General features: G+C 63.1%; 23 protein-coding genes and 1 pseudogene. 13 read left to right on the forward strand and 11 right to left on the reverse strand.

Annotation, left to right across the window (positions count from 1 at the left end; genetic code table 11):
* Position 1: 1 nt before the first annotated feature.
* The 3 genes from DFS13_RS23110 to DFS13_RS23120 are packed head-to-tail and all read right to left on the reverse strand — an operon-like array spanning position 2 to position 2,907.
* Entirely contained in the window at positions 2-787 is a 786-nt protein-coding gene (locus tag DFS13_RS23110; protein ID WP_006498191.1) for an outer membrane lipoprotein-sorting protein, read from the reverse strand.
* A 15-nt stretch (positions 788-802) separates the two neighbouring features.
* Entirely contained in the window at positions 803-2,203 is a 1,401-nt protein-coding gene (locus DFS13_RS23115) for an ABC transporter permease (protein WP_034203552.1), read from the reverse strand.
* Positions 2,200-2,907: an ABC transporter ATP-binding protein gene (locus tag DFS13_RS23120; protein WP_162838542.1), complete on the reverse strand. Its 708-nt coding sequence runs from the start codon at positions 2,905-2,907 to the stop codon at positions 2,200-2,202. The genes DFS13_RS23115 and DFS13_RS23120 overlap by 4 nt, the downstream gene beginning before the upstream one ends.
* 443 nt (positions 2,908-3,350) lie before the next feature.
* Between DFS13_RS23120 and DFS13_RS23130 the strand changes: the two genes are divergently transcribed.
* The 13 genes from DFS13_RS23130 to DFS13_RS23190 all read left to right on the forward strand — a co-directional run bounded on the left by DFS13_RS23130 (position 3,351) and on the right by DFS13_RS23190 (position 15,187).
* Entirely contained in the window at positions 3,351-3,734 is a 384-nt protein-coding gene (locus DFS13_RS23130) for a hypothetical protein (RefSeq protein ID WP_006498188.1), read from the forward strand.
* Positions 3,731-4,102, forward strand: coding sequence for a hotdog fold domain-containing protein (locus DFS13_RS23135; RefSeq protein ID WP_006498187.1), 372 nt, complete (start codon positions 3,731-3,733; stop codon positions 4,100-4,102). Before DFS13_RS23130 ends, DFS13_RS23135 begins: the two co-directional genes overlap by 4 nt.
* Positions 4,099-4,827, forward strand: a complete 729-nt coding sequence (locus DFS13_RS23140; protein WP_006498186.1) for an SDR family NAD(P)-dependent oxidoreductase — start codon at positions 4,099-4,101, stop codon at positions 4,825-4,827. Before DFS13_RS23135 ends, DFS13_RS23140 begins: the two co-directional genes overlap by 4 nt.
* 25 nt (positions 4,828-4,852) lie before the next feature.
* Complete coding sequence (locus tag DFS13_RS23145) at positions 4,853-5,209, forward strand: acyl carrier protein (protein WP_006498185.1); 357 nt, start codon at positions 4,853-4,855, stop codon at positions 5,207-5,209.
* A 72-nt stretch (positions 5,210-5,281) separates the two neighbouring features.
* Complete coding sequence (locus DFS13_RS23150) at positions 5,282-6,379, forward strand: beta-ketoacyl synthase N-terminal-like domain-containing protein (RefSeq protein WP_034203549.1); 1,098 nt, start codon at positions 5,282-5,284, stop codon at positions 6,377-6,379.
* The gene (locus DFS13_RS23155) at positions 6,376-7,650 is read left to right on the forward strand and encodes a beta-ketoacyl-[acyl-carrier-protein] synthase family protein (protein ID WP_006498183.1); all 1,275 of its coding nucleotides are present in this window, start codon (positions 6,376-6,378) and stop codon (positions 7,648-7,650) included. The genes DFS13_RS23150 and DFS13_RS23155 overlap by 4 nt, the downstream gene beginning before the upstream one ends.
* Entirely contained in the window at positions 7,647-9,113 is a 1,467-nt protein-coding gene (locus DFS13_RS23160; RefSeq protein ID WP_006498182.1) for a class I adenylate-forming enzyme family protein, read from the forward strand. The genes DFS13_RS23155 and DFS13_RS23160 overlap by 4 nt, the downstream gene beginning before the upstream one ends.
* 25 nt (positions 9,114-9,138) lie before the next feature.
* A complete protein-coding gene (locus tag DFS13_RS23165; protein WP_006498181.1) occupies positions 9,139-10,374 on the forward strand; it encodes a hypothetical protein in 1,236 nt (411 codons plus the stop codon).
* Positions 10,367-11,794 (forward strand): MATE family efflux transporter, encoded by a 1,428-nt coding sequence (locus tag DFS13_RS23170; protein ID WP_006498180.1) that lies wholly within the window; start codon positions 10,367-10,369, stop codon positions 11,792-11,794. Before DFS13_RS23165 ends, DFS13_RS23170 begins: the two co-directional genes overlap by 8 nt.
* A gap of 44 nt (positions 11,795-11,838) precedes the next feature.
* A complete protein-coding gene (locus DFS13_RS23175) occupies positions 11,839-12,510 on the forward strand; it encodes a class I SAM-dependent methyltransferase (RefSeq protein WP_006498179.1) in 672 nt (223 codons plus the stop codon).
* A gap of 14 nt (positions 12,511-12,524) precedes the next feature.
* Positions 12,525-13,697 carry a citrate/2-methylcitrate synthase gene (locus tag DFS13_RS23180; protein ID WP_006498178.1) on the forward strand — a complete coding sequence of 391 codons (1,173 nt, stop codon included), beginning with the start codon at positions 12,525-12,527 and terminating at the stop codon, positions 13,695-13,697.
* A gap of 47 nt (positions 13,698-13,744) precedes the next feature.
* Positions 13,745-14,614, forward strand: coding sequence for a class I SAM-dependent methyltransferase (locus DFS13_RS23185; RefSeq protein ID WP_006498177.1), 870 nt, complete (start codon positions 13,745-13,747; stop codon positions 14,612-14,614).
* 9 nt (positions 14,615-14,623) lie between these two features.
* On the forward strand, positions 14,624-15,187 hold the full coding sequence (locus DFS13_RS23190; protein WP_034203547.1) for a GNAT family N-acetyltransferase: 564 nt from the start codon (positions 14,624-14,626) through the stop codon (positions 15,185-15,187).
* A gap of 188 nt (positions 15,188-15,375) precedes the next feature.
* Here DFS13_RS23190 and DFS13_RS23195 read toward each other — a convergent pair.
* The 8 genes and pseudogenes from DFS13_RS23195 to DFS13_RS23230 all read right to left on the reverse strand — a co-directional run.
* A pseudogene (locus DFS13_RS23195) lies at positions 15,376-15,642 on the reverse strand (IS3 family transposase); the annotation flags it as partial.
* 314 nt (positions 15,643-15,956) lie between these two features.
* Positions 15,957-18,911 (reverse strand): hybrid sensor histidine kinase/response regulator, encoded by a 2,955-nt coding sequence (locus DFS13_RS23200; RefSeq protein ID WP_241308529.1) that lies wholly within the window; start codon positions 18,909-18,911, stop codon positions 15,957-15,959.
* 79 nt (positions 18,912-18,990) lie between these two features.
* Positions 18,991-19,653, reverse strand: a complete 663-nt coding sequence (locus DFS13_RS23205; protein WP_111442179.1) for a response regulator — start codon at positions 19,651-19,653, stop codon at positions 18,991-18,993.
* Positions 19,654-19,849: 196 nt separating this feature from the next.
* On the reverse strand, positions 19,850-20,926 hold the full coding sequence (locus DFS13_RS23210) for a fimbrial protein (RefSeq protein ID WP_111442180.1): 1,077 nt from the start codon (positions 20,924-20,926) through the stop codon (positions 19,850-19,852).
* A gap of 31 nt (positions 20,927-20,957) precedes the next feature.
* Positions 20,958-23,591 (reverse strand): fimbria/pilus outer membrane usher protein, encoded by a 2,634-nt coding sequence (locus tag DFS13_RS23215; RefSeq protein WP_111442181.1) that lies wholly within the window; start codon positions 23,589-23,591, stop codon positions 20,958-20,960.
* Between the two features lie 105 nt (positions 23,592-23,696).
* Positions 23,697-24,434: a molecular chaperone gene (locus tag DFS13_RS23220; RefSeq protein ID WP_373863194.1), complete on the reverse strand. Its 738-nt coding sequence runs from the start codon at positions 24,432-24,434 to the stop codon at positions 23,697-23,699.
* A gap of 116 nt (positions 24,435-24,550) precedes the next feature.
* Complete coding sequence (locus DFS13_RS23225) at positions 24,551-25,135, reverse strand: fimbrial protein (protein ID WP_111442183.1); 585 nt, start codon at positions 25,133-25,135, stop codon at positions 24,551-24,553.
* 208 nt (positions 25,136-25,343) lie between these two features.
* Positions 25,344-25,994: a response regulator transcription factor gene (locus DFS13_RS23230; RefSeq protein ID WP_111442184.1), complete on the reverse strand. Its 651-nt coding sequence runs from the start codon at positions 25,992-25,994 to the stop codon at positions 25,344-25,346.
* Between the last annotated feature and the right edge of the window lie 638 nt (positions 25,995-26,632).

Here is a 26,632-nt window from a genome sequence, read left to right on the forward strand (position 1 = left end):
TCTAGTCGGCCTTGAAGCGGGCCAGGTACGCGCGTTGCAGCCACGCGTCCGGAATGTCGCGCCACGCGTAGTCGGAGTAGCGCATCACCGTGACCCAGCCGGGATCCAGCCCATCGATGATGACGGTTTCCGTCGGCCGCGCCGCGCCCAACCGGTCCTGGTAGTGCCGGTAGTACGCAATCTTCAGCACGCTGCCGCTCGCCGCGAAGAAGCGCGCCTTGACCGGCCGCTTCGTATCGTTCGCGATCCACAGGTCGATCGCGTGGTACGTGACGTCCGCCGCGCGCGCCGTCAGGTGCAGCCGGTAGCAGTGCCGGGTCTGGTGCTCGCCGTCCGCCACGTTCTCCTCGCCCGCCAGCGACGCGTCGTAGTCGTTCGCCCAGTTGACGGTCACGACGTCGCCGTTCGCGGCCTGGCCGAGCAGGCGCTGCTGCGGCGAGATTCGCACGCTGGCCTGGCTCGACGGATCGTAGAACCACAGATCGTTGCCGTTCTTCAGCATCAGCTTGTTCGCGTCGCGGGCCGGGGCGACGAACTGCACCAGCGTGCGGAACTGGCTGGTTGCCGGGTCTGCCTTCGAGTAGATCTTCAGCACCTCGCTGTCCGTCTGCTGTCCATTGCGAAATTCGAGCAGGGTCGTTGTCAGGCCGAATGGTTTGTCGGGATTGCGCACCGCGTCGCTTTGCGCGAGGAGCTGTTGCGCCGACGGCTCCGCCGCCACGGCTGCGGTGGCGGCGAACGCGAGCAGCATCGCGGCGGCGCGCAGGATCCGGATGGGAACGATCATGGTAGAGGCTCCTGGTCAGGCGAAACGCAGCGCATCGACGATCGGCAGGCGGGCAGCGCGGTGCGCGGGCAGCCAGGCCGAGAACGTCGCGACCACCGTCACGCCGAGCGCGTAGCGCGCGATCATCCCGAACTCGCCCCACACGCGTACCGACAGCGCGACCGGATCGGTCTGTCCGGGCGGCGTCCAGTGCAGGCCGGCGCGGTTGATTGCGACACCCGCCGCAAGTGCGAGGACGGTGCCTGAAATCGCACCACACATACCGAGCAGGCAGCCTTCGCAGACGAACAGACGGCGAATGCCTGCGCCACGCAGGCCGAGCGCGCGCAGCGTGCCGATCTCGTGCGTGCGCTCCATCACGGCCATGTTCATGGTGTTGCCGACCGTGAATAGCACGATTGTGGCGATCAGCACCGCGATGAAGCCGAAGATCGCGCCGAACATGCCGGTGACCTGGCCGTACTGCGGATTCAGCGTCGCGAAGCCGAGCACCTCGAGCGGCTCGCCCGCGAGCCGGGTGCGCAGCAGCGTCTGGATGCGGGCGCGCGCGGCTGGCAGATCGGCCGTGTGTTTCAGCTGCACGACGATGGAGGTCACCTTCGCATTCGGGCCGGCCCCGTAGACGAGCTGCTGCGCCTGCGGCAGATGTACCTGCACGAACATGTCGTCGATCTGCTTGACGCCTTGCTTCTGAGCCGAGATCACCGACAGTTCCGCGACGTTCGGTGCGCCGTACGCATTCGACGTCAGCAGTTCGAGACGAGCGAGCCCGCCGTGCCGCACCGGCTTCGCCGCAGCCTCGGCCCGCGTGAGCGACGCGATGTCGTCGGGCAGGTCCGACGCGCCAGCCGGGGCCGCCGCCGTCGCCGGATCGCGACAATCGGGTACGCGCAGTGCATCGCAGAGGCGCAGCACGCGCGCGACGCCCGTGCCTATCACGGCGGCATTCGCGGCGCTGCCGGTCAGCGCGACGGGCGTCGCGCGGTCGGCGAAGCCGTAGTCGTTCCACTGTCGCATCCGGTTCTGGTCGGCCACGACGATCCCGCTGCCCGAGACGGTGCGTGATACGCCCGCCGCGAAGTTGCCAGCGATGCCGTTGATCGTCAGCACCGGCGTCACGACCGTCACCTCGCGCGCTAGCTCGGGATCACCGAGCAAGGTGTCGATGATCTTCCGGTAGTCGGCGATCCCGTACGAGACGGGGTCGCCGCTGCCGTACAGGAAATAGTCGCGGTGCTGGATCTGCAGATGGCCGCCCTGACGCACGTAGCTGGTCTGGAGCCCGTAATTGATGTCGCGTGCATAGCCGCCGAACAGCAGGATGGCGGTCAGGCCGACGACCATCGCGAGCAGCGTGGTGGACGAGCGGCGGCGGTTGCGCAGCAGGTTGCGGAAGGCGAGAACCCAGGTGCTCATTGGCAGGCCTCCTCGTGCACGGCTGCGGAGCGGGTTTCGACGACGCATCCGTCGCGAATCATCGCGACGTCGTCCGCGGCCGCGATCACCTGCGGGTCGTGCGACGAAAACACGAACGAGGTCGCTCGCTCGCGCTGCATCGTGCGCATCAGCGCGATGATGGTCGCGCCCGTCGCGCTGTCCAGGTTGGCGGTGGGCTCGTCGGCCAGCACGAGTGCCGGCTCGGTGACGAGCGCGCGCGCGATCGCGACGCGCTGCTGCTGGCCGCCCGACAACTGGCCGGGCCGGCGATTCGCCTTGTCGCCCATGCCGACGGCATCAAGCAGCGCAAGCGCCCGCTCGCGTCGCCGCGCGCGGGCGACGCCCAGCAGGGTCAGCGGATATTCGACGTTCTCGAACGCGCTGAACACGGGCAGCAGGTTGAACGACTGAAAGACGAACCCGACGTGACGCGCGCGAAAATCCGCCAGCGCATTCTCGCGCATCGCGTCGATCCGCTGGCCCGCGACCGTGATGGCGCCGCGCGTTGGGCGATCGATGCCGCCGAGCAGGTTGAGCAAGGTCGTCTTGCCGCTGCCGGACGGGCCCGACAGCACGGTGAGGCGGTTCGCGAGAATATCGAGCGACGCATCGTCGGCTGCCGCGACCGCGAGCGGGCCGGTTCCATATGTTTTCGTGACATGACTCAAGCTGGCCGCCAACACGGACACCTCCCAAGGTATTCCATCGATGCTGCCACCTTATCGGGAACCGTGCCCCCGTATTGCGCAGTGCGACGAACGGCGGAACGCGCGGACGAACGGCATTCCGTCGCGACGAACGGCGGCCGTCGGCGAGCGCTTCCGCGCCCGGGCGCCGCGAGCCATGCGCGGCCCGCCGTCGGTCGTGCGTCCGCGTTGCATTCCGTCGGCTCCATGCGCGGTTCGTCGCTCGTTTCTGCAATTGGTCGCATGATCGTTTCTTTCGGCGACGAATCGATACACTCGCAGCCGATCAGTACTTGATCCGCACGACATCGGCCGACGTGAGAGCGGTCACCGGGGTGCGAGAAGCCAAAACACAGACATAACAAGGCATAAAAATGAGACATACCAGGTTTGAGAGGGGGGGCGAGACGGCGCGGCCTGGCTTTCTTGCCCTTTGTCGAGTGATCCGCGATCCGTCCGATCCCGCGCGTTTCGCGGGCGACGCGGATCCGCGTCGGTATGGCGACTGGTCGAGCGCACGGCCGGCGTTGCTCGTCATCGAAGCGCTGCATCAATTCGCGGTCAAGGCTGCGCGCACGATGCACGGCGAGCCGGCGCTGATGGTGCCGGCGCAATTGCGCGAGGTGACGCTGCACCGCGTCGACGGCTATCCGCGGCTGGCGCTGGCCGGCACCGTCGCGAAACACGGTGACGGATACCGGGTCGAGGTGTCGGTACGCGACGCCGATGCCGGTATGTATCCGACCGTGGCGTCTGGTACCGTGTTCGTTGCGCTGATGCCGCTTCGCCTGCCCGCGTTGGCCGTGTCGGGAGAACGGCCATGATGCCCGCCACCGCGACACCGGCGGCCACGATCACCGGCGACCGGTTCGGCGTGATCGACGTGGCGAGTGCCGCACCGCTATTCGACGAGCATTTCGAGCAGTTTCCCGTGCTGCCCGGTTCGTTCAGCCTCTGCCTGGCGATCGCGATGCTGTTCGACGCGCTCGGCCTCGCGACGGACCAGCCGCCCCCGGCACTCACGCTTCGCAAGATCAGCTTCATTTTCCCGGTACGGCCCGGCGAACGTCTGACCGCGAGTCTGCGGCGCCTGCAACAGGACGGGGCGCGCACCACCGCGCACGTCGAGTTGCGCAATGCGAACGGCCAGAGCGTAATGGACGGCATTCTCGGCTGGGAGCACGACGCATGACGAAGCTCGCCATCGTCACGGGCGGCACCCGTGGGATCGGGCGCGCAATCGTCGACGCGCTGATCGCTGACGGCCACACCGTCTACTTCACCTATCGATCGAATCCGGCGTTGGCCGACGCCCTGGAGCGCGCGTACGACGGCGCGGCGCTCGGCTTTCGGGTCGACGGTGGCGACTGGGACGCCGTGCAGGCGTTCGCCAACCACGTGAACGCGGAAGCGGCCGTCGACGTGCTCGTCAACAACGCGGGCGTCAACGACGATGCGCTGCTGATCGGCAGCCCGTTTGCGCGCTACTGGGAAACGTTACGGCTCAACCTCGGCGCGACGATGGCGTTTTGCCATGCGTTCGGCGAAGGGATGCAGTCGCGCCGGCGCGGCGCGATCGTCAACGTGTCGTCGATCGCCGCGCGCAAGCCGAAAACCGGCAACGGCGCATACGGCGCGTCGAAGGCGGCGATCGAGCGCTTTACGAAAACGCTCGCGCTCGAGATGGCGCGCTTTGGCGTGCGCGTCAACGCGGTGGCGCCGGGGTTTGTGCGCTCCGACCTGTTCGAGCGCTTTCTCGCGTCGCAGGACGCGGCGGCGTTCTATCGTCAGATTCCGATGCGCAAGATCCTCGAGCCCGAGCAGGTTGCGCGCACGGTCCTGCTGCTCGCGAACGGCGCCCTCGAAACGACCGGAAGCGTCGTCGATCTCGGCAATGGCGAAAACATCAGTGGCTGACCCAGTGACTCAAGGAGAGTGGAGCATGAAGGAAGACATCAAGAGCATCGTCGCGCAAATCCTTTATCTGAGCGGTCCCGAACAGGTGGCCGACTCCGCGTCGCTGTTCCGCGAGTTGAATATGAGTTCGATCGACTACGTGGACCTGTGCTACGAGCTCAAGGACAAGGTGGACAACCGCATCAGCCTCGAAAACCTGTGGCCGTTCAACCGGATGCTGCTCGATCCGCAATGTCACACCGGCACCGAGTGGACCGACGCCGGCTGGCGGCAGGTGTGCGACGTAATGAGCTGGAACAGCCGCGAGAAATGCAGCCTGCAGGATCTCTACGAGCACTTCTCGGTGAACTACATCGAGCGCCGCATCGCGCAGTTCAACTGACCCGGGCGTGCCGTCCGGGTGGCAGGCGCGCCGTACCGCGCGGTTTTCGATTCACGTGAATGGGGACTTGCCATGTCGTACATCACCGGCCTCGGCATCGCGACGGCCGCCTTTCCCGACATCGCGTCGCTGCTGGACGTCGACTTCGCCGCACGCGCGCCGCTCGTGCCGGCCGCGAGGCCCGGCGACTACGCGCGCGCCAACCTGCCGTTTCCGCTCGTGCAGCGCATGGCGCGCGAGGATCGTTCGCTGCTGAACCCGGGTTCGCGCCTCGCGCTACAGGTGGCTGCCGAGGCGTTCGACGCGGCATCGGCCGGCCGGCCGTACACGGCTGAAGAGCGCGAGCGGTTCGCGGTATTCACGGGGGTCGAAGGCGAGGACGCGACGATGGCTGTGCTCACGCCGCTGCACGCGCGTCACGGCCTCGACGGCTGCGGCTATTTCGGCGAGATCAAGGCGGACCTGAACCCGCTCGACATGCTGCGCCTGCTGACCACCAACGCGCTGTACCAGATCTCGAAGCTGTTCGAACTGCGCGGCGAAGGCTATCCGCTGCAACGGATGTCGCTGACCAGCCTGTGCGCGCTCGAGGAGGCGCACCGGCAGATCGAGGGCGGCGCGATCGACCGCGCGGTGATCGCGGCCGTCGGCGACATGACGTCGGCCGACAACGTCGCCGCATTCGAGAAGATGGGGTTGTTGCGCACGACGTCGCACCCGGTCGGCATCGTTCCAGCGTTCGGGGCCGTCGGGGCCGTCGTCGAGCGCACGCCGCGCGACGGGCGCTCACCGTGCGCGCAGGTGCTCGACGTTCATTCGCTGTACAAGCCCGATACCGCCGTGTCGAGCGACGACTGGTCGAGGCTGTTCGCCCGCTTTCCCGGCGAGGCCGCGCTCGGCGTGCCGCACGTCGTGCTGTACCAGAACGGCGAACCGTCGCTGGGCAAGGCGGAGCGCAACGCGGTGCAGCATGCCTGGCCGAATGCCGTCGTGCACGCGTACAAGCCGCACGTCGGCTATACCGGGCGCGCGAACAACCTAATCGACCTGGTCCTGGCGATCGCGGATCCGGCCATTCCGGTCGGCGCGCCCGTGCTGGTCAACGGCATCGGCGTGTCGTCGGGCCTCGGTGCAATCCTGGTGCGCAAGCTGAGCGGGGTGGGGCGATGAATTCGCGATCGGACGCAATCGTCATCAGTGCCTTCGGCGCCGTCACGCCGCTCGGCGGCAGCTACGACGAACTGCACGCCGCGCTGCGCGAAGGCCGCTCCGGCATTCGCAGGATCGAGAAATTCGATTGCTCGACCTATACGACCCAGCACGCGGGCGTTCCCGACGAAGGCAACGAGCGCGTGCGCTGGCCTTCGGCGCGGCGAATCGGGACCGAACAGCTGTACGGCGATCTCGCCGCGGCGCGGTTGCTCGCACAGGCGCCGTTCGTTGTGCGCGACTACGCGCCGGAGCGCATCGGCTGCCTGGTCGGCGTCGACGTGCCGGCCACCGACGTGCAGAGCGCGCTCGAACTCGTCGACAAGGTCAACGGCGACAAATCGCGCGACGCGCTGCTCCGTGTGCTCGTGTCGCACATGCGCATGAGCGAGTTCGTGAGCGGCGACGCGACTTCGGTATTCGGCGCGATTCATCGCCACATTCCGTTCAGCGGCTGCGCGCTCGCACATGTGGGCCTGTGCTCGGCGTCGCTGCAGGCGATCGGCATGGGCATGCTCGCGCTGCGCCAGGGGCGGGTCGACGCGGCCATCGTCGGCGGCGTGTCCGGCAAGGTCAATCCGCTCAATCTCGCGCGGCTCGAATCGCTCGACGTGATCTCGACCGACCTGAATCTCGATCCCCGGCACCGTTCCCGGCCGTTCGACGTGCGCCGCTCGGGTTTCGTGCTCGCGGAAGGCGCGGTGCTGTTCCTGATCGAACGCGAATCGGCCGTGCGCGCCCGTGGTGACAAGCCGTTCGCGCGCGTGGTCGGCTATGGAGCGAGCCTGGCCGCCGAGCACATCGTCATCCCGCACCTGCAGTCGCTCGAGATGCGGCTCGCGATGCAGCGGGCGCTCGACGATGCGGGATGCGCGCCGGCCGATATCGACTATGTCAACGCGCACGGAACGTCGACGGTGCTCAACGACAAGCACGAATCGGAGGCGATCCGCGCGATCTTCCCGACGCGGCCCGCGATACCCGTCACCGCCAACAAGTCGCAGCACGGCCATCTGATCGCGACAGCGGGTGCGATGGAAGTTCTGAACACGGCGATCGGACTGCGGGAGCGCTTCATTCCGGCGACCATCAACCTCGACGAGCAGGCGCAGGAGTGCCCCGTCAACGTGGTGCGCGCCGCGACGCCGAGCGATGCGCGGCGTGTGCTCAAGAATTCGTTCGGCATGGGCGGCCTCGCGGCCTCGCTCGTGCTGGAAGGAGCGCCCGCATGAAGTTCACGTCGTTGCTTGCCCGCGATGCGCGCTGGCAGATCGTGTTGCACGGGGCGCGCCTGACGGCCGCAGACCTGCGCGCGCGGCTGAGGGCCGCCCGGCGCGCGCTCGGCAGGCTGGAGCCGCATTTGCTCGGGCGCGGCTGCCTGATCGCCGTCGGCTTCTCGGGGTTCGACTATTTCCTGTTCACGTTGCTCGCGTCGACGCTCGGCTGCCGGATCGTCCTGTGCGACCCGAAGATGCTGTCCGCCGCGCTGCGTCAGTACCGTCTCGATGCGCTCGCGGTCGTCGCGACCCGGTCGATCGCGTGCGACGGACTGCCGGTCGTCGTGCTCGACCCGACGATGGCCGATGCCGAAGCGTCCGGGCACGACGCGTGCGCGTGGGCCGACGCCGGCTCGCCGCGTGCGCAGATCGTCTTCATGACGTCGGGCACGACGAGCGCGCCGAAGCTGGTCGTCTACGACGAAGCACAACTCGTCGAGAATGCGCTGGCGGTCGGTCGCTATCTGGGCGTGCAGCCCGGTGACGGCGTGCTGTGCATGTTCCCCACGCACTACATGTACGGCTTCTCGACGATGATGAACGGCCTGCTGGCCGGCGCGACCGTCTGGCTCGAACGGGCATCGCTGACCGCGCACGAGGTGCTCGGTTACCTGGGCAGCGGCCGAATCCGCTTCGTGCCGCTGATCCGCAGCATCGCCGAGCGCGTGTGCGATCTGGCCGAGGGGACGCCGGGCATGCGGTTCGACGGAATCGTCGTGCTCAATGCATCCGACCGCATCTACGCGACCCAGGTGCGCCGCTTGCTCGCGCTCGGCGCGTGCGTGTGGAACAACTTCGGCCAGACTGAATCGGGGCCGCGGATTTTCGCGTTGCCACTGACGCCGGACGACCTGCCGCACGTCGATTCGTACTGCTTCGAGGGCGTCCTCGCGCCGGGGCGCCCGATCGATCCGCGCATCGAGCTGTCGATCGTCGACGCGCAGGGCCAGCCGTGCGCACCTGGCGAGCCCGGCCATCTGCTTTACCGTACGCCGTATGCGATGCACGGCTATCTGCTGCCCGACGGCAGCCTGCGGCGGTTCACGACGCTGGAATCCGGCGACCTGGTGTTCCGCCGCGACGATGGCGTCGTATTCTGGGTCGGCCGCCGCGACGAGACGGTCAAGTGTAACGGCCGGCTCATCAACGTCAGCCTGCTGCACCAGCACTTCGATGCGTTCGACGACATCGCGAAGAGCTATTTCCTCGCCGATCCGCAGACCGGCGCGCTGACGGTGTTCGTCGTGCCCGGCCGGACGCCAGCCAGTGCGGACGCGAATTTCAAGGCGCGCATCCTGAGCCGCTACCGGGCCGCATTCCCGCTGTATCCGCGCATCGCCGACGTGCTGTTCGTCGACGACCTTCCGGTCACGTGCACGGGCAAGATCTCATTGCGTCTCCTGCGCGAAAGCGCGTGACCGCGGCCTGAACCTGGAGCACACGATGTCCGAGCGCACGACCCGCTTCGATTCCTCCGCCGTGAGCGAAGCGCTTTCGTACGATGCCCGCTATGCGGATTTACTGCCGACGGGCGTGGCCAGCTACGCGGCCTTCCGCGCGCTGGTCGGGATCGAGACGGCCGACGACCTGAAGCGGCGCGTACTGGAGCGCCTCGAGCACGGCGATCTCGCCGGCGCGACGTTTTACACCACGTCGGGCACGAGCGGCGAGGTCAAGCTGCTGCTCAATGCGCCGGCCCGCAAGCGGCCCGACGCGACTTATGGCCGGGCGCTCGCGAATGCGCTGGCGGGGACAGCGATCGCACCGACGGACCGGGTGGCGAACCTGTTTACCGCCGGCGGCTTTTCCACGCTGTACGACGGCGTGAACCGGTTGCTGGAAGCGATCGGCGCGAACGTGCTTCCGATCGGGCGGCTGGACGCATACGGCGCCGATCTTCCCGCCATGCTGAACCTGATCGGCCGCGTGCGCCCCAACGTGCTGGTCGGCACGCCGACGAGCGTGCTGCAATGCCTGCGGCTGCTCGACGCGTACGGCGTGGATCTCGACGTGACGACGATCCTCTACACCGGCGAAGCATTCTCTGGGCACAAGCGCGAGATCGTGCGGCGGCGCTGGCGCGATGCCGCATTCTTCGGACTGTACGGCGCCACCGAAACGGGGTTTCTCGGCTATCACACGCCGCGCTGTGCGGAAGGGCATTACCACGTGCTCGACGACTGGTTCTTTCTCGAAGAGGAGGACGGGCAACTCCTCGTGACGAGCCGTGCCAACCCGGGCCTCGCGATGCTGCGCTACCGGATCGGCGATCGCGTGCGCGTCGGTCCGGCGGTGCGCTGTACGTGTGGCGAGGGCGGTTCCGTCGTCGTGCTGCAGGGCCGCACGGATCAGCGCTTCAAGTTCGCGGGCAACCTGATCAGCACGGAGCTGCTTGCGCAGCGGCTCGCGGCGTGCGCCGGCCGGCCGCTCGACAGTCAGTTTCGCCTGGCCGCCGACGCGCATGGACGCGATTGTCTGACGGTCGCGCTGGACCTGGACGACGATGAATTCGCGCCGCTCGGGCCACGGCTCACCCGTACGCTGCTCGAGATCGAGGACGTGCGCGAGTGCATCGACAAGGGCGAGGGGCGCCTCGACGTGCGCGGCCGCGATGCCTTGCGCTTCTCCGCACGCCAGAAGCTGCCGCGCCTGATCGACGAGAGGCACGCCCATGTGTGACGATAGCGCCACCGTCGCGCCTGCCACGTCGGCCTCGACGCGCGCGTCGCGCGCCGACCGCATGCGCCAGTTCGCGGCCGAGGTTCGTGCGACTTGGCTGATGCTCTATCCGATGGTGCTGTCGTCGATTTTCGGCTACTGCATGACGCTGTTCGACTACCGCTGGATTCGCGATCTGCCCGCGGAGGACATGGCGCTGCTCGCACTCGTCAACGGCAGCGTGGCGACATTCCTGTTCCTCCTCGGCAAGAGCTTCGAGGAATCGTTCGTCGCGGTGTTCGCGAAGGCGCCCCGCGAGGACCAGGGCCGGCTGTTCGTGCAGAGCCTGGTGTTCGCGGGCGGGATCGGCGCGCTGGTCGTGTTGGTGCTGATCGGCACGCGGGCGCCGCTGATGACGTTTATCTCCGGTGGCCAGTTCCGCGGCGAGCGCATGTTCGGCTACTACGCGCTCGTCATCGGCAGCTTTCCGCTCACGCTGCTCAGTACCGCGCTTTCGGCGGCGATGCGCACGTACGGCGACACCAAGTCGCCCGCCCGCATCAGCATCGCGTGCGGCGTGGTCAACAACATCCTCGATCCACTGCTCGTGTTCGGGCTGTTCGGCCAGCATCCGTCGTTGCAGCTGTTCGGCCTCGCATTGACCTCGTGGATCACCAAGAGCCTGTATCTCGGCTGGTGCATTCGTTGCATCCGCCCGCGGCTGCGCCGCGAGCAGGTCGCACTGCCGCACCCCGGCGTGGAATGGCCGACGCAGCGACGGCTGCTGCGCATCTTTCTGCCTTCGGCCGCGCTCGAGGCGCTGACCTTTCTCGCGAATACGGCCGTCTATTCGCTGATCGCCCGCTACGGCGTGCGCGCGATCGGCGGGTACGGCATCGGCTTCGAGCTGATGACGATCGGGTTCATTCTCATCAAGGGCCTGAGCATGGTGTTCATGATCCGGATCGGCCATCTCGTGCGCAGCCGGGCGCCGTCCCGCGCGGTACTGCAGTCGGTGATGCTGCTGGGCGTGCTGTTTACCGCGGCAATCAGCGTCGCGTTCTTCCTGCTGCGCTCGCTCGCGCTGCGCTTTCTCGCGTCCGACGCCGGTGTGATCGCGGCGGCGACCGCGTTGCTCGACTACGTGCCGCTGTTCGTTTTCAGCTATCTGCTGACGAACCTCGTGACCGGTTGCTTCCAGATTCTCGAGCGCCCGGCGCGCGCGATGGCGCTCGGACTGTTCTTTTCCTGGATCGTCACGCCGGGCGTGATCTACCTCGGCGTCACGCACCATCTGGCGCTCGCGCAGCTGTTCGCGCTGCTCGCGGGCGTGAGCGTCGTGCGCCAGGCCGTGTACCTGACGATTTTCCTGCGGCTCATGCGCAGGCTCGGCGCCGCGCCGGCTGCGCCACCGGCCGGCGCGCGCCCCGCGGCCGGATGATTTCACGACCGTTGTACCCCTGGACCTCACGACTGGAGACCTGCATGCGTACGAACACCCCCGCCGAAGTCAACGCCGATACATACGATCACTACGTCGACACGTTTACGCTCGAATGGAACCGCAACCTGGTGCAGCGCGTCGAGCACGAGATCGCGCAGCGGCTCATCGCATCGGGCCGGTTGCTCGATGTCGGCACCGGCACCGCGCGGACGCTGATCGAGCTGGCCCACGTCCCGTCGCTCGCCCCGCTGGCCTTCGTCGGGGTCGACTACTACGAGGACATGGTGCGGCGCGCCGAGCAGAACGTGCGCGCGGAAAGGTTGGAAGGACGTATCGACATCCGCGCGGGTGACGTCCATGCACTGCCGTTCGACGACGGGACGTTCGTCGCGGTGATCGGCCGCTCCGTCGTGCATCACTGGGCCGACCCTGTCGGTGCGTACCGGGAGATCTTCCGCACGCTGGCGCCCGGCGGTTTCGCGCTTATTCACGAGCCCTGCAGCGATCCCGCACCGGACGCGCTCGCGTTCTTCAACGAACGGCGCGCGGCCGCGGGCGTTCATCCGGTCCATCTCGACGGCAAGTTCACGGTCGCTGAGTCGGTCGAGCACCTGCACGAAGCCGGCATCGGCGGGCACGCCAGTGTATCGAAGGGATCGGGGATGCTCGCGATCGGCTTCGAGGTGCTGATCGCGAAACCGGCGCGGCAGTGAGCGGGGCATCGCCGATGCGAACCGCTCACGACTTGCCGGCGCCGGACGCCGCCCGTTCGCGCGCCGCACGCGACGAAGGCGAGATCGATGCGGTGTCGATCTCGCCCGACCGGCTTGCCGTACGCGGCGTCGATCTGCTGCAACTGATCGATTCCGTCGAATTCACCGCCGCGATCCTGCACGTGCTCGCGGGCCGGATGCCGGATGCGGACGACGTGCGTGCACTCGATCGCGCACTGGCCGCGCGGCTTGTCGACGATGGGCTGCCCGACGACGGCTTGCTCGCCGCACAGCTGGCCCGCCGCCAGCGGCGGCCCGAGGTGTTCCTGGTCGCGGCGGTCGCGGCCGGGCTGGCCACCGGCCCGCAGGCTCGGCCGGTCGCGTGGCCCGACGCGTTGTCGGGCATCGGGCAGGACGACGAGGTGGCGACGGGCCTGTGCATCGTCGCTGCGTTGCCGCGCCTGCTGGCGGTGTGGCGCACGACACACGACGAGGTGCCGGCCCGGCAGCGGGCGACGGACGTTGCACGCGGTTTCAGCGCGGCGGCGCTCGATTGTCTGTGCGGCGGCGAGGCGCACGACGCCCAGGCGAGCCTGTTCGACGTTCTGCTGGTGGCGCTGCACGGCGGCTTCGGTCTCGTCGCACCGACCATCGCGCTGCCGCGCTTCTCGGCGAGCACCCATGCGAGCATCGACCTGAACCTGATCGCGGGCCTGACAGGCAGCGGTGCCGCGCACGTGGGCGCCTGCAGCGACGCAACGCGGTTTTTCGCGAGCCTCGTCGGCCGGTCGCCCGCGGAGATTCGCGATCGTGTCGCGCAGCGCGTGCAGGCAGGCGAGCGGATTCCCGGCTTCGGCCATCCGCTGCTCGAGCGTGATCCGCGGCCGGCCGCGCTCGAGCGCCACGCCGTGCGGCTGGGTGTCGACGGCGCGGCGTTCGACGCGTACCGGGCCGTATGCAGTGCGATGCAGGACCTGCGCGGCCTGCCGCCGAACATCGATTCGGCCGCCGCGGCGATCCTGCTCGAACTGGGCGTGCCCGCCGTGCTTGCCACGCCGGTGTTCCTGTTTGCACGGATGCCGACGATGCTCGCGCACGCGTTGCAGAAGAGGGCACACCCGCCGTTCGGCCAGACCAGGCCGGTCGCGCGCGAACGCCTCGCCGCGCTGCCGAAGGCCTGGATCTGACGCCGGCTCGCCGGCGCCCCTCAACCCGAGATTGGATCGACACCGACATGCTGACCAACCCGCCGCTTGCGCCGCATTGCGCGGCCAACGATACCCAGCACCGCATCGACTTCGTGAAGACCCAGATTCATCGCTGGATCGACGAGATGTTCGTGTCGCCCGACCGGCACGATCTGCGCGCGTGTTTCGCGAAAACGCTGCTGATCCGTAACTACCTGCTGTCGCCGGTGCTCGATGCGAACGAGACCGAGCGCTTCCTGCGCGACGCGACGGTGCGCGAGTACATGAAGCGCTTTCAGGCGCTGTCGCTCGACAACGAGGTCCGCTTCGAGCGACAGATGAGCGACGTGCTGCGCGCCGGACCGTCGAGCGAAGGGCTGCTCCTGATCATCAAGGAATACTACGCGGAGATCTACCGGCTGCTCGCGCGAACCGAGATGTTCCTGTCGGACATGTCCGCCGATTCGACGGTGGCGATGGTCGGATCCGGCGGGATGCCGTTGTCGCTGCTGTTCATGCAGTCGTTCAGCGGTGCCCGCATCGTCGGACTGGATCTCAGCGAGGAATCGCTCAGGACCGGCGAGCGGTTCGTCGATCACCTGTGCGCATCGAACCCCGCGCGCTATCGGCGTGCGGCGATCGAGATGGTTCACGCGGACGGCGCAGCGTACGACTACGGTGCGTGCGACATCATCATCCTGTCGATTCATATCGAGAACAAGGCGGAGATCGTCGAACGGATCATCGAGACGGCGCCGCGCGACCGCCGCGTGATCGTGATCGAGCGACAGGTGCAGGGGCTGGGCCAGTATTTCTATCCGAACTACGGGTTCGATCCGGCCCGGCTGCCGCTTGTGAAGCTGGCCACGCTGTGCTCATCGCTGCTGGTGAGCACCGCTTATCAGCTCGACTGGTAGGAGGGCGGGATGACGACGAACGAGATTCGTTCCGGCGGCATCGGTCTGTTCCATGCATGGGAGCGGCAGGTGCTCGCGCTGTATATGGACGCGTTTACGACGGGGCCGTATGCCGGTCATTACCTGGACGAGGCGGCGGAGCGCGACTGGCTCTACGGACTCTTCACCGGGCATGCGGCGCGTTGCCATCTGTGGGTGGCCGGCGACGCGGTGGCGGGCTTCCTGCTGTCCGCCGATGCGGGCTACGACCGTAAGTTGCCGGCGTCGCTGCGCGCGACGCTCGGCGACGGGCCGGTGATGTCGATCGCCGAACTGGCGGTCGCTCCGCACTGGCGGTCGCGCGGGATTGGCGAAGCGCTGGTGCGGCGCTGCGTCGGCGAGGCGGCGTCGGACTATCGCGACATCATCGTGCGCAGCAACGGCAATGCGCTCACCGCGCACCGGCTCTACCGGCGGCTCGGGTTCGAGCCGCTCGGTTCGGTGCGGGTGCCCAACGCGATGCTCGACGACGGGCGGCGTGGGGTCGAGTGGGTCGACAAGCAGTATTTCCGCTATAGAGTGAGTAGCGGGTGATGGCTGGCAGGAATGGTCGAGGCAGGAACAAAAAGACCGGCACGCAGCGATCTGGGTATCACGCACGCAGTACGCCTTGCGGGGCCCTGCATTCTGTATTTTACATAATGCTGATTATCGCCAAATTGAATTGTAGTAGCTAGATTGAAATGTCCGCTTTGGGGGTGCGGCGGAATTCTTGGACTGGTTTATGTGGTCAGCCCGAGGCTTGCTCGGTATTCGATCGGACTGCGTGCACCAAGCGAGATCTTGATCCGTTTCTCGTTGTACCAACGAATGTACGAGTCAACGACCTCAATGAATTGGTCGGTGCTGACGGTCTGCCAGTCTCGAGGGTAAAACAGTTCCGTCTTCAGCCGTCCAAAGAAACCTTCGCACGCCGCGTTATCGGACGAGCACCCCTTGCGCGACATTGAGCGCGTCAGATTGGCCTCGCGTATCCGAGTAAGCCAGCCTCGCACGTTGGGCGGCTCACGCCAATCTTTTTGGCAACTTCGTCTGCGCTTCCTCGTCGGGTGCACAGATCGATGACCGCTGTTTGCCTGAGCTCTGGTGTATGCCGAATACCCGAAGCCTTACCGAGCACGCGTTTCTTTCGCTCGGGATGCAGCTCATCAAGCCATGTGACGACCGTCCCGCGTCCCGGATACCCCAAGGCCTTCGTCGTTGCTTTCGCTCAGTACCGCATGGCACAAGGTTTTCGCGCTTCGCGCATGGCCTTGTGGTTGCAAGTCCGGCCGATATGCCTGATCAATAAATCGCAATCGATCTAAATCTGCGAGGGCTCTCTTTCTCCGGCCGAGTCCTCTGGCATTTTGAGGGCTTCAAGTAGCTCGTCGCGTAGCGATAGCCAAAGCGTTGAAAACGCGTGCACTCCTTCCTGGCGGACGACCTGCTCGAGACCCGAACACAGATCACCGAGTACCCGCTGTCCGACGGTCGCGAATCCTCCAGCAAGTGAATGAAGTTCGCGGACGACGACATCAGTATCGTTGGTTGCCAACGCCAGGTCTATCGCGCTGATCGACGATAGAGTGACGCGCCGCATCGCGACTTTTTGATCCTCTGCCAACGCACTCCACGTAATGTTCGCCGTGCCCGAACCGGCCACGCCATTATCGGTACCGCTGGCAAACCATTCCGTGCCACGTATTCCGAGCGCTTGCGATAACGTGCCAAGCGTCACCGGCTTCCGCAGCAACGCTCGGATACCTGCGGTTACGCAGCGCTGTTCGTCATCGGAACTTATATGTGCGGTCATTCCGACGACGGGGATGTTAGAGCCCCCCGCCTTCATCGCTTGCGCAAGCGACCATCCGTCCATATCGGGCAACCCGAGATCGGTAAGTACTACATCGAAGCTGCAATGCATGATCGCGTTGAGCGCCTCGGTCCCCGTTTCGACCAGTGTTGCATCGATACCGATTTCGCGACACTGATCGGCCAGAAGCAAACGGGTCGCAGGATGGTCCTCTACAACCATTACCTTCAAAGGGGTATCGCGCTCAACAATCACCTCCCGCCCGTCGACGCAGTTTTCCACGTCGGTAACCGGAAGCGGAATGCGAACCTTGAACACACTCCCGCTCCCGCTCACGCTTTCGACCGTAATCTCGCCGCCCATAGCATCCAGCAACCGCCGGCAAAGTGCGAGGCCCAAGCCTGTTCCACCGTACCGACGATGAATCGAATCGTCCGCTTGCCGATAGAACTCGAAGATTGCCGATTGGGCAAGCTCGGATATCCCTATGCCGGTATCCGAGACTTGAATTTCCACGTCGTCCTGATGGCCTCCTTGCGCCATGCCGGTGGTTACCGTAATACCGCCCGCCTCTGTGAACTTGATTGCATTGCTTAGCAAGTTGGATACGACCTGTCGGATCCGAACCTGATCGCCGATACGGTAAGGCGGAAGATCTGGCGCAATATCGCAATCGAAGCTCAGGCCCTTGTCCTCCGCGAGCGGTCGAAACGCTTCTGTCACTTCGCGCACGACGGCAGCATAGTCGAACGGCACTGCATCGATGCGTAGCTCCCCCGCCTCGACTCTCGACAAATCGAGCACGTCATTCAAAATATGCAGCAACGAAGAAGACGCCGAGTCAGCGATCTCCAGTCGTTTCCGCTGTATATCAGACAACTCGCCCCGTCGCATCAATTCAAGGTTACCAATCACTGCATTCAGAGGTGTACGGATTTCGTGGCTCATCGCCGCGAGAAAAACCGATTTCGCGCGATTCGCTTGATCCGCTGTGCGACGCGCTGCGTCGAGCGACTGTTCGGTCAGCTTTCGCGCCGTGATGTCAACCAGCGTGCCGAGCAATGCGGCGGTCCCCTGATACTTGACGCGCGTAACGTTGATAAGCAGATGTGTCGCGCCGGCCACTTCGCCTTCTTCGCCGAGTGTTAGCTCCTTGCAGAAGACTTCCGGCCCCTCGCCAATCTTGCCGGACGATGCGAACGCCCAAATCCGTGCCGATAACGTACGACGAGGATCAGCCTTTTCGTAGCGATCCATCGTCTCGTTGCCCAACAGCAATGCACCGTTCGTCGCGTCGATCAACGCTAGGCCCACGGGCGCCGTCCGGATCAAGGTTCGGTTCAATTGCTCGCTGTCCTTGAGACGTCTTGCGCGCGTATGCGACGGAACCAGTATTCGGCGATTGATCACACGCAACCCGACAACCAAAATTACGATGCCGAATCCCGCTGAAACTACGATCGCCAGGAGTCTCGGTGCAAGATCCAGCAGAATTGCCCGAAGCGGGGAAACACTCACGAGTTGCCAATCGGTCTCAGGAATCTGATCGCGCAAAATCAGGTTCGCTCGAAACATCTTCTGTTCGATTCCATTGGCGCGATCAGAGGAGAATGCTTGCATCGCAGTCGCAACATCGATGCTGCTGGAACCGTCGGATTGCAGCAGCACATGCCCTCGCGCGTCAACGATTGCAACTGCTCGATCGGCATCGTTTGCACCCAATGCATCAAGCAGGTGCGACGCGCGCGTCGCGTGTACGATGAGTGCAACGGGCGCATTACCGCTGTCGAATATCCAGCTTGCAACGCGGATCATCGGTTCCGGCGTTAAGGGTGCCGTCCGCGGCGGTAGCCAAACGACTCCGTCTGGTACGCGTTCGAGATGGGCATCACCGTCGCGTACGCAACTCATGACGTCGGGCCAGACGCGCGACAAGATTCCGAGCAGATCGCCGCGCTCGAGGGCGGTCGTCGGTATGCGGCGCCGAAGCTTCAGCAGCAGCGCGGCGAAACGGCTATCGCGCCCGATTATATAGACCTGATCCGGTGCTTCGGTGGTCTGATGACGCCATACGCCATCCCCCAAAAGGCGCTCGCTCAAGGCAAGCAGCGGGAGATAGCTTTGCTCGGAATCGTGCACCACTTGCCCGACGTAGTACAACGTCGGGTCACGAACCTCGCGGAACGCCGCATGTTCGCGCGATGTGAAGAGCGCGGCTAATTCAGCGGTGGGCTTGGCACGAGGATCCCACGCACCATCGGCAACACTGGTGAAGCGCTTGACCACGGTCGCGCTCTCAGTCATTGCTAACAGCAGTCGGCTCCGCTCGAGGAGGAATCGCGATCGCAGCGCGGCTTGGTAATCGCTGACTTCGACCCAAGCGACGGCCGCGGCACATAAGACGATGAAAATGCAGAGCGCTGCCCCGCCTGCGAACAGCAACGTTCGCTGGTAGGCGCGCATCCATGCAGGGTCAAATTCGCCTTGACTCTGCCATCGTTGTCGTCGCATTAACCACCGTGCGCCTGTACGCATGCCGCTTTCACGAAGTTGGTTCCGGTTCGTCCGGCGCGCCCGGATCGAATGGACCTTCAAACCGAATCAAATCAGCATCCCGCTTGATGCCGAGCTTGCGCATGGCCGCCAGTTTCTGCGCGCTGATGGTCTTTTTGCTGCGATGGAGCTTTTCCGCGATCTCGGTTACCTTGTACCCTTCGCGGAACAAACGAACAATTTCCGATTCACGCTGCGACAGCGTCGAGACCGGTCCGGAGTCGGCTTGCTCAAGCAACAACGCAATCGTTGGAGACAGGTAACGCCCACCGGACTGAGCAGCGTGAACAGCTGCGACAAGATGTGACATCGCGTCCGACTTGCTGACGACACAGTTCACGCCAAGCTTCTGCAACGCCCGAAAGACGGCTGGCGAATTCAGCATCGTTACAGTGACAAAACGGAGCGTCGAATAACGGCGGCTCAGATACGACAGAAGTGCTAATCCATCACCGTACTGCCCGCCGGGCATCACATAATCAAGCACGAGCACATCGCAAGCAGTCGTTTCGAGAATTTCGACCAGCGCGGATGTATTTTCAGTAACCGCCACAACCTGGATTGTCGGAATGCCGCTCAGGGCCTGCTTGATGCCGTTTCCGGACACAGGATGGTCGTCCGCAACAACGACTCGCACAAAAAATTCGTCCATTGAGTTCCCTGCGTCCGTCAGGCCACATCAGGGGATGCCTTGGCCCATTTTCTTCCGGATAATTATATCTCAAAATATGCAAACTTTCGGACTGGGAGAAGCAAGGATTGATCGTGTTTGCGGAAGCGAAGCGACCGTTTCGATCGGGTCGCTACCTGCAGCGCTGCCTGCGTGCGGAACATGGTTGCATCGACGGCTACTGATACGAAAATGTAATCAACGCTCGTGCATTGACACTTCCCGGGCCTACTTCCGGTGCGGTCCTCACGTATTTCACCGTAAACGGAATCAATAGTGGGTTATAGGCGTTGGCCGTACCAACGAACCATTGATTCGGATTACCCTTCGTCGACGATTCGGGACCGTACGCGATGGGGGTCATCGAGTTTTCACGGAAAATTTGCAGCCCGAACCCGGTCGCTGTCGACCCGGGCGAAAGGCTGAGCACGTTCGACGTGTTAGAACGATCGCTCGCATCGGTCAAGGTCGCGTGCACAGCCAGCGTGGTATCGCACTTCAGGCCAACGGCGAACGACGAAGAGACCGCCGAGGTCGCGCCGACCTCTTTGAAGTCGTACGTAATAACTCTTGGCAGATTCACATTCTGCCCTTCGCCCGATGTGACTTTGCAGCCTTGTGCGGTTACTGTGACCGGTACACTAGCCATGGGAATAGAGGCGCTTAGCACAGTGCCGCTACCATCGACAATGGTGTAGCGTCCGACGTTCAGGGCCGGAACCCTGTAACTGCCAGTACTCAAACGCCCGGTCGCCACTAGAACGACTTTTACTGTGATTGGCGTCAGGGACGACTGGGGGCTTGCCATACTGCCGTACGAGACGTCGATTCCCCCCTCTTTGACGCCCGCTTCTGGACCAAAAATACTTCTAACTATCATCGCGTACCCGATGCCGGGTACGCCGGTCTCCCAAACGTCCGATATTAGCCCGTTCGACACATAGTGAATGCCTCGCACCACGTTCCCGGATGACTCAAATCTTCCTTTTAGTTTCTTGCATGCCTCGTTGTTCGTCGGCTCGGGGAACTCATAACGCCATCCGTGCACGCTCCCGCTAGCGCTCGGAGTAAGCAAAGTTCCATGCGGCACTGCATCAGCGGGACCGGCCAACGAGATTGCCGAAATCGCGGCCACATTGGACGCCACTGTCCAGCGCGCATTACACGCGGCTGCCGCTACCGAACACTCGGTGACCAGTGTAGCCAGCAATACGTACCTCAGTACCTGTATCACACGCTTAGAATAGAAGCTCATATTGTCCCTCGATTGATTACTTGTTGATCCCTCACGGACTTTCGCCATACCCGGCCGCTGTGCGGCTCGACAAGCTCGGCGCATAGTCGGGGTCACGCGCCGCGACGCATCGCTGATCGAGACTTTGCGGCGGTTGATATCCGCTGGAGCGTTTGCGCAATGGCAGCGCATACGACAAACGGCAGGTCGATGCTGCGTCTGCGGTGCCCCACGTGACCGTCAATTCCCCGTGGTCCGCAAGACCGCGCGCGAATATCTTGCCGCCCTGTCCCACGACGCCGACGTCCACGCCTTTCCGATCCTTGACCGTCGCACCAAATGGCAGCGGCGTCCCGTCCGGCTGAAGCACGCGAATCACGGCGGAACGGCCATAAACGGTCTTGAACCTCAGCATCGGCACCGCGCCGGCCAACGGCGCGACATGCTGACTGGTTTCCCGCAACTCAATGTCCGTCGACAAACCCTTTGGATCGATCGTGACGTCGTTGATCGCGAAGGGTGACAGATACGGGACGATTGCGTAGCCGTTCCGGCCGATCCGCACGCCGGTCGCATTCACGATCCGTGCGCCTGCCGCATGCGGCGCAGAAACGATCGCGAACGTCTCGCCTACCGGTTGCGACAGCGAGACGCCGCCAGGATGCGCGACGATTGCACCACGCAGTCCAACCGAATACTGTTGATACTCGTCGCTTGCACCCACGCTGCCGCTCATCTCCGCGATCGCGCCGCGATAGGTGAAATTGGCGCCGCCGCTCGTCTGGGAATTGCCACGGCTCGCTCCTCGCGTGACGTTGACACCATATGCGAGCCTACCCTCTTCGCCGACCGAGCCGGACAGTGCGGTTTGCCATTGCGTCGATCCGCGGGAGTCGTGGTTGAAATTTGTCGAGACGATCGCCGGCCGCGTGCGGCCGAGTGGAATCGACAGGCCGGCATAGATCATCGTGCTCGATCCGGCGAACGGCTTGCGCTGGCGAGTCGCCGACACGTTGTACGACACGTTACGAAACGTGTTGTTGTAGCCGATCGTGTAATCGACATCGGATCCGCCTCTATTCCAGTACGTCGCGGCCGATACGGTCGCGTTCACGCTTCCCCATTTTTCGCTGAACTGCTGGCTCAGCGTGAGCGATGCGCGATTGCGCTGGCGATAGAGATCCGCCGAGCGAATCCCGACAACCGCCTGGTCGCGGGCGCGCATCGCATCGGTCAGACCGAAGAAGCCACTCGTCGAGTAACGGTACGCTGCGATTGCAATGTTCGTCCCGGTTTCCGCAACGGTCTTCGCGTAGCTCAACCGAAAACTTTGCCCAGCATAACGTCGCTCGCCCGGAATTTGAGTGGACGCATGTGTCACATCGGCGCCGATCGCGCCCCAGGACGTATTGAGTACGCCGCCGAGCATCGCGGACAGATAGCCATTTGCGGCCGTCATGCCACCGTAGCCGGTGACTGAATTCGTAAAGCCGCGCTGCCACGTCGCCTGGACGAACAATGGTGACGTTTTGTCGAGATTGCGAACGGCTCCCGCAGTGAAGCTGTACCGGTTCTGGCCGGGGCGAAGCGATAACGGGATTGCCGCGAATGGCACCGAAAAGGAGTGAACGGACCCATCCGCTTCCGTGACCGTCACGTGCAGGTCACCGCCGTAGCCGGTCGGATACAGATCGTCGATCACGAATGCGCCCGGCGCGACGGTCGTTTCGTACAGTCGCATGCCGTTCTGCGTAATCGTGACTTTCGCGTTCGAATTCGCGACTCCGCGCACGACTGGCGCGTAGCCACGCTGCGATTCGGGCAGCATGCGGTCGTCGGTATAGAGCCGCACGCCGCGGAAGGACGTCGAATCGAATAGATCGCCAGAGGTATACGTATCGCCGACGACGAGCTGCGACGACCATGCAGCGACATCGCGCTGCACGTAGGTTGCAAGGTTCTGATAGCGTCTTTCGCCACGATCGTCCCAGCTGAACGAACCGCTGTGACGGAAATGCCAGCGCTGTACGTTGAAGCCGCCGTCGAGACCCACGTACCCCTGTGTATTACCGTATTGTCCCCGCATTTGTGAGTGGTACGTATTGATGTTGTACCCGAGCATCGCCACCGGTACGCCTGCCGTCCACTGATCCGGGCTCACGTAACCACGCGCACTACGGCGCATCGCGATCTGCGGAATGCTCAGGTCAAGCCGCTGTTCGCCGAAGTCGAAACTGACTGATGCGTCCGGGATGATCTGGCCGAGACGCAGGCACGCGTCTGCGTGATCAAACGTCGCGCGGATGTGCTCGGGTAAGCGCACACGGTCCACCCCAATCTGGTCGATTAACGCCCGATTGAAACACGGCTGTGCATCGGGTGTGTTCGGCGCGGCATTGAAGCCGACCTCGACGCGCCCGATCCAGTGACCGTCCACGTAGATGTCGGGGGTATAGCGCCCCGGACGAACCACGTTACCGCGCTCGTAGCGAGTCACGTCGATCGCCCCTGCGCCGCCTTGCAAAAAGCCGCTCTCGAATTCGACCTGTGCAAACTCCGTTTGCGCGACCTCAAAAGTCTCAATGTGCTTGCCAGCGCGCGCCTCCGCCTGCCATCCCGCGATAATTGTGAGAAGCAATGCGCAGATAGGCTTCAGGCGCGGCTGATTGTCCAGCCTCCAATCCATGACTTGCCTCTCCATTATTCACCATGCTCTTGTTTCGAATCGGTTGTATGGGCCGAGCACGCCCATCCGTGCCTAATCGGTTGTCGAATAGGCCGCGCTGTACCGCTATTGCGTCACGACGCTCTGATGGGAATGACTCGCGCCCCAGTCGTCCATGCTGCTGTAGACGACCGTACCGCCTGAAATGCCTGCGGTTGGTGCACCTTTGATCGGAAACGACCTGGACTCGCCGGGACGCACAAAGCCCACGCCGGCCTCATACGTCTTGCCGTTCGCAACCAGCGCGACCCCGGCCAGATTGACGACGTAAGGCGTCGAATTGCTTGCGTCGAGCACCAGATGGCCGCCGGAGTCGGCTGCGATCCGCCACTTCAGTTGAGGAGGTGCATCAAGCGCATCGCCGGATAGTCCGGTCGGTCGGTACATCAGCTTTACGCGTGTCCGAAACGCCAGCTGGAGTCGATTGGAATCGTGGTCGAGGGTCGATTTCGCGGGCACTTCGAGCACGTTCAGCCAGAAAAGCGATTCTTTGTCGGACGGCAGAGGTTCTCCGGTGTGCAGGATCCGCAGCGTCTGGCCCTTGCCACCTTCGATCCGAAAGATTGACGGAGTGATCACGAACGGGACGTCAATGTTCTCTGGCGAAGCACGTTCGTCACCTTTATCGATCCAGGTTTGGACCAATGCCGGGCGCTTTCCGTCATTGGTCATCTGAATCGTGACCTCCTTCTCGCTTTCGGCAAACACGACGCGTGTGCCGGACAGCGTCACGCTCGCGTGAGCAAACGAGATGGTTAGCGCGACCGTCATCAACGTGAACATGTGGCGGCAGGAACGTGCCATCATTTTTTCTCTCCTTTAGTATGCAGTGCGAAGTTAATTGAAATTATTTTCTCCAGAAAAACAGAAAATGCCCGACCGCCTAAGGCGGTCGGAAATATCACTCAACGCGTCGCATTTCAGGGGTAGGTCAGCGAGTAAGTGACGAACGAATTGGCGGACCCCCCAGTCACCGGACCGGTCGCGACATACTGCGCGGCAAACTGCAGCGTCGCAGTGCCGGCGCCGCCGATTGCCGTATCGATGTCCGCAATCTGTACACCTTGGGTCGAGCTCTCCGCGCCGATCTTGATCGGTTCGTATTTGTCGTTCAGGATGCCGATTTGGACACCGGTCGCTGCATCAGCGCCCGTGAGCTTCAGGCGGCCGCTACCCAGATCGACGTTCGGCCCCGGTTCGAACGCGACGGATACCTTCTTCACCGGCGCCGCAATTACCGTCTCGCCATCCTCGCCCTTCTTGTCGGTCGTGCAACCGGACAATGCGAGAGTGAACGGCGTGCGGCCTGCCGTCGCGCCAACAGTCGCGAGTTGGTTCGTCGCGGCCCGCGGCAGCGGCACGGTCAGGTCATTTGCGCCACCGTTGATCTTGCACGTCGACGCCACCACCGATCCCGTGAAAGTAATCGTCCCCTCCGCCGCATGGGCATTCATTGCGACAAATGCGAGTGCAGCTGCCGACATAAAAAGTGAGTGCTTGTACATTCTGTTTTTCCAAAAATTTACGATTAAGACAGGGGCGAACAAATGTTCGCCATATAGATGAAGCTGATGAAAATAACCTCATCATTCGATTGAACAAATGCCTACGCCATTATTTACCTCCCCATTCGCCAACCATGGTAGCGCTCGATTTTCTATCTTATTAATTAATCGTCTTGATCCAGACGTACACCCCCCCCGGGGTGCTGAATCACAATCCTGCCAAACCAAGACTCATTGCACACTGGATTAATGCGACATTCGTCTTTACGCCAAGCTTCTTCATGGCGGATGCCTTCTGCGCGCTAATTGTTTGTTTTCCTTTTTTGAGCTGTCGAGCAATTTCGCTAATAGACAGTCCAGACAAGTAAAATCTAATAATTTCTATCTCGCGTGGCGATAGTTTCGCAATTCGACCGCCGTTCGCCGTTTTTTCGAATTCCAGGCCAGACCGGATAATTGGCGAAAGGTAGCGACCACCACCATGACTCATATGAATCGCGGTTACGATGTGATTAACTTCGTCATATTTGCTGACGATACTCGATGCGCCGTGCTTTAGTATTGCGTTCGCAAGGATAGGACTCTCGCGCCTGAGCAACGTTACTATTGCGAGATCTGGAAACGTGCGACTCAAGTAGCCAAGCAATGCCAACCCTTCAAATCGCCCCGCGCCGCGCACCGAATAGTCAAGCAACACGACGTCACATCTGACGGCTCCGAGTGTTTCAATCAACTCATCCGTGCTTCGGCATATTCCGACCAATTCGAATGCGCCAGAGTTGGCTACGACATACTCCAGGCCAGCTAACGCCAACGGTCGATCATTAGCAATTACGACTCGAACGCAAATCCCTTTCATGTTGATCCCCGATCTGCTTTTTGGGCCTCCATGTCAACATATTTCCAATAGCTTTCAAAATCGGACCGCGCATCTATTTTCATTACGGCCCGACAGGACAAATCCTATCAATTTGCTTACTTGAAATATATGAGACAAAGGCTTGTCTTTCTTTGCAAACGTAAGACGAGTCCTATCGGGTTCGCATACCACGCAAAGACTCAATCGAGCGGACGAACCTCATCTCAAAAATCGACCTGCAGTGCGAGCGGGGTGGCACACTGTTCTTTGGGCGAACAAGACTCGTCTTATACCCGATCCAAGCATTGAGAATTTGTCGTATTTTTCTGAGTCGTTGCGTCTTTTAAACTTGCGCAAGCTGGAGCACATCGCGCGTTGTGCTGGTTCGGCCCCACATGCACACCTAGATTTTCTTTGGTGCGGAGAGATCATCGATATAGGCTGGATCCACGGTGCCGGCAGTTTGCGGGCGGGAATCAGATCCCATCTGAAAAAATCTCATGCTAAGCAAGCGGGTGCGCTACGAAATTAATTGTCGAAAAACTAGGGAAACGCTGATCAATGGACCAACTTCCGAAGTTGCAGGCGAGATGGCTTCAAATTTTCTGGATGACGAAGCGAATCGGCGCTCAATTCAG

Origin of the sequence: Burkholderia sp. 28_3 (assembly GCF_003253915.1) — a bacterium.
Lineage (GTDB): Bacteria > Pseudomonadota > Gammaproteobacteria > Burkholderiales > Burkholderiaceae > Burkholderia > Burkholderia cenocepacia.

What these genes read in the sequence shown, in the direction of transcription:
- DFS13_RS23110 (WP_006498191.1), bottom strand. Translation starts at nt 787, where the DNA reads ATGATCGTTCCCATCCGGATCCTGCGCGCCGCCGCGATGCTGCTCGCG.
- DFS13_RS23115 (WP_034203552.1), bottom strand. Translation starts at nt 2,203, where the DNA reads ATGAGCACCTGGGTTCTCGCCTTCCGCAACCTGCTGCGCAACCGCCGC.
- DFS13_RS23135 (WP_006498187.1), top strand. Translation starts at nt 3,731, where the DNA reads ATGATGCCCGCCACCGCGACACCGGCGGCCACGATCACCGGCGACCGG.
- DFS13_RS23140 (WP_006498186.1), top strand. Translation starts at nt 4,099, where the DNA reads ATGACGAAGCTCGCCATCGTCACGGGCGGCACCCGTGGGATCGGGCGC.
- DFS13_RS23145 (WP_006498185.1), top strand. Translation starts at nt 4,853, where the DNA reads ATGAAGGAAGACATCAAGAGCATCGTCGCGCAAATCCTTTATCTGAGC.
- DFS13_RS23150 (WP_034203549.1), top strand. Translation starts at nt 5,282, where the DNA reads ATGTCGTACATCACCGGCCTCGGCATCGCGACGGCCGCCTTTCCCGAC.
- DFS13_RS23155 (WP_006498183.1), top strand. Translation starts at nt 6,376, where the DNA reads ATGAATTCGCGATCGGACGCAATCGTCATCAGTGCCTTCGGCGCCGTC.
- DFS13_RS23160 (WP_006498182.1), top strand. Translation starts at nt 7,647, where the DNA reads ATGAAGTTCACGTCGTTGCTTGCCCGCGATGCGCGCTGGCAGATCGTG.
- DFS13_RS23165 (WP_006498181.1), top strand. Translation starts at nt 9,139, where the DNA reads ATGTCCGAGCGCACGACCCGCTTCGATTCCTCCGCCGTGAGCGAAGCG.
- DFS13_RS23170 (WP_006498180.1), top strand. Translation starts at nt 10,367, where the DNA reads ATGTGTGACGATAGCGCCACCGTCGCGCCTGCCACGTCGGCCTCGACG.
- DFS13_RS23175 (WP_006498179.1), top strand. Translation starts at nt 11,839, where the DNA reads ATGCGTACGAACACCCCCGCCGAAGTCAACGCCGATACATACGATCAC.
- DFS13_RS23180 (WP_006498178.1), top strand. Translation starts at nt 12,525, where the DNA reads ATGCGAACCGCTCACGACTTGCCGGCGCCGGACGCCGCCCGTTCGCGC.
- DFS13_RS23185 (WP_006498177.1), top strand. Translation starts at nt 13,745, where the DNA reads ATGCTGACCAACCCGCCGCTTGCGCCGCATTGCGCGGCCAACGATACC.
- DFS13_RS23190 (WP_034203547.1), top strand. Translation starts at nt 14,624, where the DNA reads ATGACGACGAACGAGATTCGTTCCGGCGGCATCGGTCTGTTCCATGCA.
- DFS13_RS23200 (WP_241308529.1), bottom strand. Translation starts at nt 18,911, where the DNA reads ATGCGCGCCTACCAGCGAACGTTGCTGTTCGCAGGCGGGGCAGCGCTC.
- DFS13_RS23205 (WP_111442179.1), bottom strand. Translation starts at nt 19,653, where the DNA reads ATGGACGAATTTTTTGTGCGAGTCGTTGTTGCGGACGACCATCCTGTG.
- DFS13_RS23210 (WP_111442180.1), bottom strand. Translation starts at nt 20,926, where the DNA reads ATGAGCTTCTATTCTAAGCGTGTGATACAGGTACTGAGGTACGTATTG.
- DFS13_RS23215 (WP_111442181.1), bottom strand. Translation starts at nt 23,591, where the DNA reads ATGGATTGGAGGCTGGACAATCAGCCGCGCCTGAAGCCTATCTGCGCA.
- DFS13_RS23220 (WP_373863194.1), bottom strand. Translation starts at nt 24,434, where the DNA reads ATGGCACGTTCCTGCCGCCACATGTTCACGTTGATGACGGTCGCGCTA.
- DFS13_RS23225 (WP_111442183.1), bottom strand. Translation starts at nt 25,135, where the DNA reads ATGTACAAGCACTCACTTTTTATGTCGGCAGCTGCACTCGCATTTGTC.
- DFS13_RS23230 (WP_111442184.1), bottom strand. Translation starts at nt 25,994, where the DNA reads ATGAAAGGGATTTGCGTTCGAGTCGTAATTGCTAATGATCGACCGTTG.